Source organism: Comamonas sp. JUb58 (assembly GCF_004364775.1).
Lineage (GTDB): Bacteria > Pseudomonadota > Gammaproteobacteria > Burkholderiales > Burkholderiaceae_C > Comamonas.
Window position 1 is genome coordinate 81,133 of record NZ_SOAL01000020.1, and the last position, 12,785, is coordinate 93,917.

The following is a 12,785-nucleotide window of genomic DNA, read 5'->3' on the forward strand; positions in this document are numbered from 1 at the left end:
TTTCACTGCGCGCTCGCCTCGGGCAGCGGCAGCTGGCTTCTGAGCTGCAGGTTCAGGCCACCATTGCTGAATGGCGCAAACTGGAAGATGCGCGGCAGCTGGGTGCTGTCGAGCCGGAAGTTGAACTTGACGAGGTACTCCCCATCGTTGGAGAGCTCATCGGCGCTGGCGATCTTCCAGTTGCGCACGCGCTTGACCACAAGCATCACCTCGTCGAGGCTGTCAAAGCTCTGGCCCAGCGAGGTCACTGCGCCGGCATCGGTCAGCGGCATGCTGGAGACATGCAGGCGCCAGCGGCGCGTCAGCGGTTGGTAGCTCACGCGCAGGTAGCGGGCGGTTTTCTTGACGGTCTTGTCGCGCCAGTACCAGCGCTCGGAGATGATCTCGGCCTCTTGCACAAAGTACAGGGCCACGCCTTTGTTCAGTGCGTCTTCGATCTGGTCGGGCAGCGCAAACTGCAGAGCCACGGTGGCAAAGGCACCATCGGCATTGCGCACCAGCTGCAGCTCGACCTTTTTCTCATTCTCCGACGCCATGCCCGGTGCCGCTGCGGCAAAGCACAGCATCAGCGCAAGGAGGAAATGGTGGATCAATCGCATACAGACGGGCTCAACGAAGCGGCTTGTGCAGCAGCGCGTAGTAGAAACCGTCGTGGTCGCGCGCCAGGCTGCCCAGGCTATTGTGACCGGCCTCGCGCAGCTGTGGCAACAAATGCCCTGGCGCAGGCAGGCGTTGGGCATCGGGGTGGCGGCCCAGGAACTGCGTCACCTGGCCCTCGCCCTCTTCATGGAAGACCGAGCAGGTGCAGTACAGCAGGCGGCCGCCGGGTACGACCAGCGGCCACAGGGCCTCCAGCAGCTGCCGCTGAATGGCGGCGAGTTGTGCGATGTCGGTGGCGCGGCGCAGCCAGCGCACATCGGGCTGACGGCGCACGATGCCGGAGGCCGAGCAAGGTGCGTCCAACAAAATTGCATCAAATTGCTGCATACCGTGGCGTGCTTGCACCGCCGGCAGCCAACTGGCCACTTCGCTGCCGCTGGCCACCACCACATCGGCCTGCAGCGACAGCCGCGCCAAGGTATCGCCAATGCGTTCGGCGCGCTTGGCATCGATCTCCAGCGCCACCATGTCGATGGGGCGCTGGGCTGTGGCGGTCTCCAACAGATGCGCGGTCTTGCCGCCGGGCGCGGCGCAGGCATCGAGCACATGCAGCGCGCGGCCATCGTGCGGCTGCAAGCCATCGAGCAGCAGCGGCGCGGCCATCTGCGCGGCGCTGTCTTGCACCGACACCCAGCCTTGCGCAAACTGCGGCAGCTGATCCACCGGCACGCCACGCGTCAACACCAGGCCGGCCTCGCCCACACCGACCACCGCCTCGATGCCCGCTTCATCGAGCAGCGCCAGGTAATCGGCGCGGCTGCAGCGCTGCAGGTTCACGCGCAAGGCCATCGGCGCCTGCGCATTGTTGGCCGCCACGATGGCCTGCCAATCTTGCGGATAGTCTTGCTGCAGGCGTTTGAGCCACCACTGCGGGTGGTTGTACTGCGCGACAGGCTCCTGGGCCACGGCGCGCAGCAGGTCATCGCGCTCGCGCAAAAAGCTGCGCAGGCAGCCGTTGATGAAGGCCGATTGGGACTTGGTGGCCGAGCGCTTCTTGGCCGCATCCACCGCCTGGTTCACCACGGTGAAGGCGTCGTAGCGCGGCACCTCGGGCAGCAGCAAGGCCAGCGATGTGCACAGCAAGGCATCGACGGCGCTGGCAGGCTTGCGCGGTGCCAGCTCGGCACGCACGGCTTCTGCGGTGCCCAGCACGCGCAGCACATCCATCAGCAAGGCCTGCACGCCGGCGCGCAGCGCGGGCTCCACACCGCCCAACACGGCGCGGGCGGATTGGCCCTGGCGCACTTCCTGCAAGGCGCGCGCCACTGCCACCAGCTGGGCGGACAGGCTGGGGCCCGTGTTGTTGGAGGCTGCCGTGGCGGCCCGGGAGGGTTGTCGTGGACGGGAAGGAAGATTCATGCCGAAGGAGTGCAGCGGCCTGGGTGCCGCTGCGGTTCAAAAGGAATACTAATCGATATGCCCCAGGAGGCCTCTGCGCTTGCAGAGCCTGCCTGGTAAAGACGCTGTGCAAAGCGCCCTGCTCCCAACGCGGGATGGATCAGAGAGCTTTGCACAGAGCCATCATCAAGGCCAGTCAGCAGCCGAACTGCCATTAAAAAACCCGTAATTCCGCGGCGCGAAATTACGGGTCTTGCTCAGCCCAACCTGACCGGTTGGCACCGGTCAGGGATTGGCGGCTTAGTCAGCAGCAGGGTCGGCAGCGGCTTCGGCTTCTTCCGACACACCGGCCAGGTCGGCCGCTTCTGCATCGGCGATGGCGCGGCGCTCGGCCTCGTCCATCTCGTCCTTGGCCTTGCGTGCCTGGTGGTAAGCCAGACCGGTACCAGCGGGGATCAGACGACCCACGATGACGTTTTCCTTCAGACCACGCAGCTCGTCGCGCTTGCCCATGATGGCAGCCTCGGTCAGCACGCGGGTCGTTTCCTGGAAGGAAGCGGCCGAGATGAAGGAGTCGGTCGACAGCGAAGCCTTGGTAATACCCAGCAACACGTTGGAGTAAACCGCTGGGATCTTGCCATCGCGCTGTGCAGCTTCGTTGGTGTTGAGCACTTCGGAGCGCTCAACCTGCTCACCCTGGATGTAGGTGGTATCGCCTGGGGCTTCGATGACCACGCGGCGCAGCATCTGGCGAACGATCACCTCGATGTGCTTGTCGTTGATCTTCACGCCTTGCAAGCGGTACACGTCCTGCACTTCGTCCACGATGTAGCGCGACAGCTCTTCGATACCCAGCAGGCGCAGGATGTCCTGCGGATCGGCTGGGCCGTCGACGATCAGCTCGCCCTTGTTGACCACTTGGCCTTCGTGCACCAGGATGTTGCGTTCCTTCGGAACCAGCTCTTCCCAGACCTTGCCTTCCAGATCGGTGATCTGCAGGCGCACCTTGCCCTTGGTTTCCTTACCGTAGGACACGGTACCGGTCATCTCGGCCAGCGCGCCCTTGTCCTTCGGCGTACGAGCTTCGAACAGTTCGGCCACACGTGGCAGACCACCGGTAATGTCGCGGGTCTTCTGGCCTTCCATAGGAATACGGGCCAGCACTTCGCCGGGGCCCACTTCCTGGCCATCACGCACCTGCAGCAGAGCGCCGACCTGGAAGCCGATCGTCACCGCGTGGTCGGTACCAGGAATCTTGACTTCCTGGCCGTTGGCATCTGCCAGCTTGACCTGCGGACGCACGACCTTGGCAGAACCACGGTGCTTCGGATCGATCACCACCAGGGTGGACAGACCGGTCACTTCGTCGACCTGCTTGGCCACGGTCAGACCTTCTTCCACATTCTCGAATTTCACCTGACCGGCGTATTCGGTAATGATGGGTCGGGTCAGCGGATCCCAGTTGGCCAACACGGTACCAGCCTTGATCTGTTGATCAGGCTTGATCGACAAGATAGCGCCGTAAGGCATCTTGTGACGCTCACGCTCGCGGCCGTACTCGTCCTGGATGACGATTTCGCCGGAACGGGAAATCACCACCAGTTCGCCCTTGTTGTTGGTCACATAGCGCATCTGTGGGTTGAAGCCCACGATACCGTTGGACTTGGCTTCCACGCTGGAGGCCACTGCCGCACGCGAAGCCGCACCACCGATGTGGAACGTACGCATGGTCAGCTGCGTGCCAGGCTCACCGATCGACTGTGCAGCGATCACACCCACGGCTTCGCCGAGGTTGATCATGCCGCCACGGCCCAAGTCGCGGCCGTAGCAGGTGGCGCACAGACCAAAGCGGGTTTCGCAGGTCAGTGCAGTGCGCACCTTCACTTCGTCCACGCCAGCGGCTTCCAGATCTTCGATCAGGTCTTCGTCCAGCAGGTCGCCAGCCTTGGCCAGCACAGCACGGGTCTCGGGGTGCAGCACTTCGTCCGCAGCGGTGCGGCCGAGGATACGGTCGCGCAGCGATTCGATCACTTCACCACCTTCAACCACAGCGCGCATCAAGGTGCCGTTGTGCGTGCCGCAGTCGAGCTCGGTGATCACCAAGTCCTGCGTCACGTCCACCAGACGACGCGTCAGATAGCCGGAGTTAGCCGTCTTCAACGCCGTATCCGCCAGACCCTTACGGGCACCGTGGGTGGAGATGAAGTACTGCAGCACGTTGAGGCCTTCGCGGAAGTTCGCGGTAATAGGCGTCTCAATGATCGAGCCGTCAGGCTTGGCCATCAGACCACGCATACCTGCCAGCTGGCGGATCTGTGCGGCCGAGCCACGGGCGCCGGAGTCGGCCATCATGTAAATCGCGTTGAACGATTCCTGATCGACTTCCTTGCCATGGCGGTCAATGACCTTTTCCTTGGCCAGCTGGGCCATCATGACCTTGGAGACTTCGTCACCGGCCTTGCCCCAGATGTCCACCACCTTGTTGTAGCGCTCGCCAGCGGTCACCAGACCGGAGACGTACTGCTGCTCGATTTCCTTCACTTCCGCTTCGGAGCGGGCGATGATCTCGGCCTTTTGCGGTGGCACCAGCATGTCGCCGATGGCGATCGAGATACCGGAGCGCGTTGCCAGACGGAAGCCGTTTTGCAGCAGCTTGTCGGCGAACACCACGGTTTCCTTCAGACCGCACTTGCGGAACGAGATGTTGATCAGCTTGGAGATTTCCTTCTTCTTCAACGTCTTGTTGATCGAAGAGAAAGGCATACCCTTGGGCAGAATCTCGGACAGCAGGGCACGGCCAACGGTGGTTTCCACCAGCTTGGTCGTAGGCTCGAACTCACCCGAAGCCTTGTTCTTGTTCCACTCGGTCAGACGCACGCTGATCTTGGTGGCGCGCTCGACTTGCTCGGCATCCAGTGCGCGTTGCACTTCGCCGATGTCGGAGAACACCATGCCTTCGCCCTTGCCGTTGATCTTCTCGCGGGTGGCCTGGTACAAGCCCAGCACCACGTCTTGAGAAGGAACGATCGAGGGTTCGCCCGAAGCGGGGAACAGCACGTTGTTGGAGGCCAGCATCAGGGTGCGGGCTTCCATCTGTGCTTCCACCGACAGCGGCACGTGAACAGCCATCTGGTCACCGTCGAAGTCAGCGTTGAATGCCGCGCAAACCAGCGGGTGCAGTTGCAGGGCCTTGCCTTCGATCAGGATAGGCTCGAACGCCTGGATACCCAGACGGTGCAGCGTAGGTGCGCGGTTGAGCATGATCGGATGCTCGCGGATCACCTCTTCCAGGATGTCCCACACCACGGGGGTGCCGGTTTCCACTTCCTTCTTGGCGGCCTTGATGGTCGTGGCGATGCCACGCGCTTCGAGCTGCGCGAAGATGAAAGGCTTGAACAGCTCCAGCGCCATCAGCTTGGGCAGACCGCACTGGTGCAGCTTGAGCGTTGGGCCCACGGTAATCACGGAACGACCGGAGTAGTCGACGCGCTTACCCAGCAAGTTCTGACGGAAACGACCGCTCTTACCCTTGATCATGTCGGCCAGCGACTTGAGGGCACGCTTGTTCGCGCCGGTCATGGCCTTGCCACGGCGGCCGTTGTCCAGCAGCGAATCGACCGCTTCTTGCAGCATGCGCTTTTCATTGCGGGCAATGATCTCTGGAGCCTTCAGCTCCAGCAGGCGGCGCAGACGCGAGTTACGGTTGATGACGCGGCGGTACAGGTCGTTCAGGTCGGAGGTCGCAAAGCGGCCGCCGTCCAGCGGCACCAGAGGACGCAGATCGGGAGGCAGCACAGGCAGCACTTCCATCACCATCCAACCGGGCTTGATGCCGGACTTCTTGAACGCTTCGAGCAGCTTGAGGCGCTTGGCGTTCTTCTTGACCTTGACTTCGGAGCCGGTCAGATCATTGCGCAGGCGCTCGATTTCCGAGTCGATCTCGATGCCTTCGAGCAGGTCCTTGATGCCTTCGGCGCCCATCTTGGCCACGAATTCATCACCGTACTCTTCAACGTTCTTGTCGTACTCGTCTTCCGACATGATGCTGAACTTCTTCAGCGGGGTCATGCCGGGGTCGGTCACCACGTAGGCTTCGAAGTACAGCACGCGTTCGATGTCGCGCAGGGTCATGTCCAGCACCAGGCCCAGGCGCGAAGGCAGGGACTTCAGGAACCAGATGTGGGCGCAAGGCGCGGCCAGGTCGATGTGACCCATGCGTTCACGACGCACCTTGGTCTGCGTGACTTCAACGCCGCACTTCTCGCAGATCACACCGCGGTGCTTCAAGCGCTTGTACTTGCCGCACAGGCATTCGTAGTCCTTGATCGGGCCAAAGATCTTGGCGCAGAACAGACCATCGCGCTCAGGCTTGAAGGTACGGTAGTTGATGGTCTCGGGCTTCTTCACTTCGCCGAAAGACCACGAACGGATCTTTTCGGGCGAAGCCAGGCCGATTTTGATGGCATCGAAATGCTCATCAGGCGTAAATTGTTTGAACAGGTCGAGTAGCGATTTCATAGACTCTTTCCCCCTTCAATTAAGAACGTTCCAGTTCGATGTCCAGGCCCAGGGAACGGATTTCCTTGACCAGCACATTGAACGACTCCGGCATGCCGGCTTCGATAGCGTGTTCGCCCTTGACGATGGATTCGTACACCTTGGTACGGCCCACCACGTCATCGGACTTCACGGTCAGCATTTCCTGCAGCACATAGGCGGCGCCATAAGCTTCCAGCGCCCACACTTCCATTTCACCGAAACGCTGACCACCGAACTGGGCCTTACCGCCCAGAGGTTGTTGCGTCACCAGCGAGTAAGGACCGGTGGAGCGGGCGTGCATCTTGTCATCGACCAAGTGGTGCAGCTTCAGGTAGTGCATGTAGCCGATGGTGGTGGGACGCTCGAAGCGCTCACCGGTGCGGCCGTCATACAGGTATGCCTGGGTGCGTGGCTCGGTCAGACCCTTGCGTGCCTGGATGTCATCCGGGTACGCCAGCTTGAGCATGTCCTTGATTTCCTGCTCGGAAGCACCGTCGAACACGGGCGTTGCGAAAGGCACGCCGTTCTTCAGGTTCTCCGCCATGAACATGATCTGGTCATCGGACAGTTGCTTGAGGTCTTCCTTGCGACCGCGGCTGTTGTACACCTCTTCCAGGAAGGAGCGCACTTCAGCGGCACGGGCTTCGGCCTGCAGCATGTCACCGATACGCTGGCCCAGGCCCTTGCCGGCCCAGCCCAGGTGGACTTCCAGCACCTGACCGATGTTCATGCGCGAAGGCACGCCCAGCGGGTTCAGCACGATGTCGGCGGTGGTGCCATCAGCCATGAAAGGCATGTCTTCCACCGGCACGATCTTGGAGACCACACCCTTGTTACCGTGACGGCCGGCCATCTTGTCGCCAGGCTGCAGACGGCGCTTGACGGCCAGGTAGACCTTGACCATCTTGAGCACGCCAGCAGGCAGCTCGTCGCCTTGCGTGAGCTTCTTGCGCTTTTCTTCGAAAGCCAGGTCGAAGTTGTGGCGTTGCTGCTCGATGGAGTTCTTGATGGACTCCAGCTGGGCTGCGACGTCGTCTTCGGCAGGGCGGATATCGAACCAGTGGAACTTCTCCACGCCGTCCAGATAGGCCTTGTCGATCTTGGTGCCCTTGGCCAGCTTTTGTGGGCCGCCATTGGCCACGCGGCCGTTGAGCAGCTTGGCAATACGGTCGAACGCATCGGCTTCCACAATACGCAGCTGGTCGTTCAGGTCCAGACGGAAACGCTTGAGTTCGTCGTCGATGATCTGCTGGGCGCGCTTGTCGCGCGTGATGCCTTCACGGGTGAAGACCTGCACATCGATAACGGTACCTTGCGAGCCCTGGTCCACGCGCAGCGAGGTGTCCTTCACGTCGGACGCCTTCTCACCGAAGATGGCGCGCAGCAGCTTCTCTTCTGGGGTCAGCGTGGTCTCGCCCTTTGGCGTGACCTTGCCCACCAGCACATCGCCGGGTTGCACTTCTGCACCCACGTAGATGATGCCGGACTCGTCCAGACGGTTGAGTTGTTGCTCGGACAGGTTCGGGATGTCGCGCGTGATTTCCTCGGCACCCAGCTTGGTGTCACGGGCCATCACCACCAGTTCCTCGATGTGGATCGAGGTGTAGCGGTCTTCCGCCACCACGCGTTCGGAGATCAGGATCGAGTCTTCGAAGTTGTAGCCGTTCCAGGTCATGAAGGCGATCAGCATGTTCTGACCAATGGCGATTTCGCCCAGGTCGGTCGATGCACCGTCCGCAATCACGTCACCCTTGGCCAGCTTGTCGCCGCGGCGAACCACAGGACGCTGGTGGATGTTGGTGTTCTGGTTGGAACGCTGGTACTTGATGAGGTTGTAGATGTCCACACCCACTTCACCGGCCACGGCTTCTTCGTCGTTCACTCGGATCACGATACGGGTCGCGTCCACGTAGTCAACGATACCGCCACGGGTAGCCGTCACGACGGTGCCCGAGTCGACCGCAGCAACGCGCTCGATACCGGTACCGACCATGGGCTTTTCAGGGCGCAGCACAGGCACGGCCTGGCGCGACATGTTGGCACCCATCAATGCGCGGTTCGCGTCATCGTGTTCCAGGAACGGAATCAGCGACGCAGCCACCGACACGATCTGTGCGGGCGACACGTCCATGTACTGCACGCGCTCGGCGGACAGCAGGGTCGATTCACCGTTTTCACGGGCAGAGACCAGGTCACCGGTCAGGCGGCCTTCGGCGTCGAGCTCGGCATTGGCCTGCGCGATCACGTACTTGCCTTCTTCGATGGCAGACAGGTAGTCCATCTGGTCGGTCACCTTGCCGTCGATCACGCGACGGTAAGGGGTTTCGATGAAACCGTACTCGTTCAGACGCGCGTACAGAGCCAGCGAGTTGATCAGACCAATGTTTGGACCTTCAGGCGTTTCGATTGGGCAGACGCGGCCGTAGTGGGTCACGTGCACGTCACGCACTTCGAAGCCTGCGCGTTCGCGGGTCAGACCACCTGGGCCCAGAGCGGAAACACGGCGCTTGTGCGTGATTTCAGCCAGGGGGTTGGTCTGGTCCATGAACTGCGACAGCTGCGAGGCGCCGAAGAATTCCTTCAGGGCGGCCGAGATCGGCTTGCTGTTGATCAGGTCGTGCGGCATCAGGGGCTCTTGCTCAGCCTGGCCCAGACGCTCCTTCACAGCCTTTTCGATACGTGCCAGACCGGTGCGGTACTGGTTCTCAGCCAGTTCGCCCACGCAACGCACGCGGCGGTTACCCAAGTGGTCGATGTCATCGACTTCACCCTTGCCGTTGCGCAGATCCACCAGGATCTTCACGACTTCGAGGATGTCTTCGTTGGACAGCACCATGGGGCCGATCGCGGTGTCGCGGCCGATCTTGGCGTTGAACTTCATACGGCCGACACGCGACAGATCGTAGGTGTCTTCGTTGTAGAACAAACGCTGGAACAGCGCCTGCACGGCGTCCTCGGTTGGAGGCTCACCAGGGCGCATCATGCGGTAGATGGCAACGCGTGCAGCGAACTCGTCAGCGGTTTCATCGGTACGCAGGGTCTGCGAGATGTAGGCGCCGTGGCTCAGTTCGTTGGTGTAGATGCAAGCCAGATCCTGGATGCCGGCGGAGCGCAGCTTCTTGAGCAGCGCTTCGGTCATCTCTTCGTTGGCCTTGGCGATGATTTCACCGGTGTCAGGGTCAACGATGTTCTTGGCAGCGACGCGGCCGAGCAGGAAGTCTTCAGGCACGCTGATGAACTTGGTGCCCGATTGTTCCATCTCGCGGGTGTGGCGCGCGGTGATGCGCTTGTCCTTGGCCACAACCACCTTGCCCGACTTGTCAGTGATGTCAAAGCGCGCGACTTCACCCTTGAGGCGATCAGCCACAAATTCCATTTGCGCGCCGCTGTCCATCAGGCGGAAGTTGTCGTTCTCGTAGAACGTCGCCAGGATGGACTCGGGCGTCATGCCGATGGCCTTCAGCAGAATCGACACCGGCATCTTGCGGCGGCGGTCCACACGGAAGAACAGCAGGTCCTTAGGGTCGAACTCGAAGTCCAGCCAGGAGCCGCGGTAAGGGATGATGCGTGCCGAGAACAGCAGCTTGCCCGAGCTGTGCGTCTTGCCCTTGTCGTGTTCAAAGAACACGCCTGGCGAACGGTGCAGCTGCGAGACGATCACACGCTCGGTGCCATTGACAATGAATGAACCTTTGTCCGTCATCAGGGGCACTTCGCCCATGTAGACTTCCTGTTCCTTCACTTCCTTGACCACCTTGGATTGGGGTGTGGAGGATTCACGGTCATAGATAATCAACTGCACCTTGGCGCGCACAGCGGACGAGAAGGTCAGACCACGGGTCTGGCATTCGCGCACGTCGAAAGCGGGCCTGGCGAGGTTGTACTCGACAAACTTCATCTCCACAAAACCGTTGTGCGAGACGATGGGGAAAGCCGAGTTGAAGGCAGCTTGCAAGCCTTCATCAGTACGCTTTTTGGGGGCCGAGTCTGCTTGCAAAAATGCGGTGTAAGCATCTTTTTGCATTTGCAGCAGGTAAGGCACTTCGAGCACGCTATCGCGGCTGCCGAAACTTTTGCGGATTCGCTTGCGTTCGGTGTAAGAATAGGCCATGAGATCTCCGGGCAAAGACATGAGTCCTGGGTCTTCGACGACACCCCCGCGAGGGGGTTGCAGCTTGGTGGGTTGGCCACTACCAACCATGGCAGACGGTGGTGCATTGCACACCACCCGAACCAAGGGGTTTTCTAGTGTCGGATGTTAGAAAACACTAAAAATCAGCCATCAACGGCCAGTTTTTGGTGTGCTCTAGCGAACGAGATTCCAGAAGCGCCAAAGGCTGGAGCACCTTTTCGGGTACTCCAGCCTTGAAAAAGCCCTCAATTACTTGAGTTCAGCCTTTGCACCAGCGTCCACCAGCTTCTTAGCAGCGGCGTCAGCGTCAGCCTTAGGCATAGCTTCCTTCAGAACCTTAGGAGCGCCGTCGACCATGTCCTTGGCTTCCTTCAGACCCAGACCGGTGATTTCACGCACGGCCTTGATCACGCCAACCTTGTTAGCGCCGGCTTCCAGCAGCACCAGGTTGAACTCGGTCTTTTCTTCCACAGCAGCAGCAGCACCGCCACCAGCAGCAGGAGCGGCCATAGCAGCAGCGCTCACGCCAAACTTTTCTTCAATTGCCTTGACCAGGTCGTTCAGTTCCAGAACAGTCATGCTGTCCAGGGAGGTCAAGAATGCGTCTTTATCGAATGCCATTTTGATTTCCTAAATATATCGGTTGGTTTTGCCGCGCTTAAGCTGCAGCGACTTCGGCGACTTCTGCGCCTTCGCCCTTTTTGGCCGCCAGGGCGCCCAGCACAACGGCCGTACGCGAGATTGGCGACATGAGCAAGCCACACAATTGGGCCAGCAGCACTTCCTTGGAAGGCACGCTTGCCAGTTGCTTAACGCTGTTAGCGTCCAACGCCTTTCCTTCGAATGCACCACCGCGAATCACCAACTTGTCGTTGGTCTTCGCGAAATCGGCCACTACCTTGGCAGCGGCGATTGCATCTTCAGAGAAACCGTAGATCAGCGGGCCGGTCATCTGGTCAGCCACCACTTCAAAGCTGCTACCAGCAACAGCGCGACGAGCCAGGGTGTTCTTCAGAACACTCAGCGTCACGCCTTGCTTGCGTGCTTCCACACGCAGCTTCGTCATGTCAGCGACCGTGATGCCGCGGTATTCCGCGAACACAAGCGTTTGAGCTTTAGCGGCGAGGCTGGTCACTTCATTGATGACCGCTTCTTTCTCACTGCGATTCAGACTCAAGGTCTACTCCTTCAAATGCGCATTAGGGGCAAGCCCCACCTGCGCGCTCTTGTTGCAGCGACCAACTGTTTTGGAAATTCATCCATCTGCAGCGGGATCGCCATCTGCGTTGGCAAAAAGATTTAAGTGATCCAATCACACCAACGGTCTTGGATGGCCTGGCACGGCGTTTTTCTCAAAACCCCTTGCCAGCCCACCACACCAGACCGGTGCAAGCACCAGTCTGACGATTTTTTTAGCAATTACGCTGCGATGGACTGTGCATCGACGCGCACGCCGATACCCATCGTCGACGACACTGCCACCTTGCGCAGGTACAGACCCTTGCTGGTAGCTGGCTTTGCCTTGTTCAGAGCGTCGATCAGAGCAGCCAAGTTGCCTTGCAGCTTGTCGTTCTCGAACGAACGGCGGCCGATGGTCGAGTGAACGATACCAGCCTTGTCAACGCGGAACTGCACCTGACCTGCCTTGGCGTTCTTCACAGCCGTAGCGACGTCGGGAGTCACGGTGCCAACCTTGGGGTTAGGCATCAGACCGCGCGGGCCCAGGATTTGACCCAGGGTACCAACGACACGCATTGCGTCAGGAGCGGCGATCACGATGTCGAAAGGCATGTCACCAGCCTTGACCATGGCGGCCAGCTCGTCCATACCAACGATATCGGCACCAGCGGCCTTGGCTTCTTCAGCCTTGGCGCCTTGTGCGAACACGGCCACGCGGGTGGTCTTGCCGGTGCCGTTAGGCAGCACGACAGCGCCACGAACCACTTGGTCCGACTTCTTTGCGTCCACGCCGAGCTGGATAGCCACGTCGATGGATTCGTCAAACTTGGCCGTTGCTGCGTCCTTGACGATTGCAACTGCATCAGCGAATGCGTACAGCTTGGTGGTGTCCACCTTGCCTTGCAGGGCCTTTTGCTTCTTGGTCAACTTTGCCATC

General features: G+C 60.5%; 7 protein-coding genes. All 7 read right to left on the reverse strand.

Annotated elements, in window-relative coordinates; genetic code table 11:
- Positions 1-2: 2 nt before the first annotated feature.
- The 7 genes from EDF71_RS19885 to rplA all read right to left on the reverse strand — a co-directional run bounded on the left by EDF71_RS19885 (position 3) and on the right by rplA (position 12,784).
- A complete protein-coding gene (locus EDF71_RS19885) occupies positions 3-599 on the reverse strand; it encodes a DUF4390 domain-containing protein (protein ID WP_133858286.1) in 597 nt (198 codons plus the stop codon).
- A 10-nt stretch (positions 600-609) separates the two neighbouring features.
- Positions 610-2,019: a 16S rRNA (cytosine(967)-C(5))-methyltransferase RsmB gene (gene rsmB, locus EDF71_RS19890; protein WP_133858287.1), complete on the reverse strand. Its 1,410-nt coding sequence runs from the start codon at positions 2,017-2,019 to the stop codon at positions 610-612.
- Positions 2,020-2,298: 279 nt separating this feature from the next.
- Positions 2,299-6,516: a DNA-directed RNA polymerase subunit beta' gene (rpoC, locus tag EDF71_RS19895; protein ID WP_133858288.1), complete on the reverse strand. Its 4,218-nt coding sequence runs from the start codon at positions 6,514-6,516 to the stop codon at positions 2,299-2,301.
- Between the two features lie 19 nt (positions 6,517-6,535).
- Positions 6,536-10,648: a DNA-directed RNA polymerase subunit beta gene (rpoB, locus tag EDF71_RS19900; protein ID WP_021025385.1), complete on the reverse strand. Its 4,113-nt coding sequence runs from the start codon at positions 10,646-10,648 to the stop codon at positions 6,536-6,538.
- Between the two features lie 270 nt (positions 10,649-10,918).
- Complete coding sequence (rplL, locus tag EDF71_RS19905; protein ID WP_133858289.1) at positions 10,919-11,290, reverse strand: 50S ribosomal protein L7/L12; 372 nt, start codon at positions 11,288-11,290, stop codon at positions 10,919-10,921.
- Positions 11,291-11,327: 37 nt separating this feature from the next.
- Positions 11,328-11,846: a 50S ribosomal protein L10 gene (rplJ, locus tag EDF71_RS19910; protein WP_021025387.1), complete on the reverse strand. Its 519-nt coding sequence runs from the start codon at positions 11,844-11,846 to the stop codon at positions 11,328-11,330.
- A 242-nt stretch (positions 11,847-12,088) separates the two neighbouring features.
- The gene (gene rplA / locus EDF71_RS19915; RefSeq protein ID WP_133858290.1) at positions 12,089-12,784 is read right to left on the reverse strand and encodes a 50S ribosomal protein L1; all 696 of its coding nucleotides are present in this window, start codon (positions 12,782-12,784) and stop codon (positions 12,089-12,091) included.
- Position 12,785 lies beyond the last annotated feature (1 nt).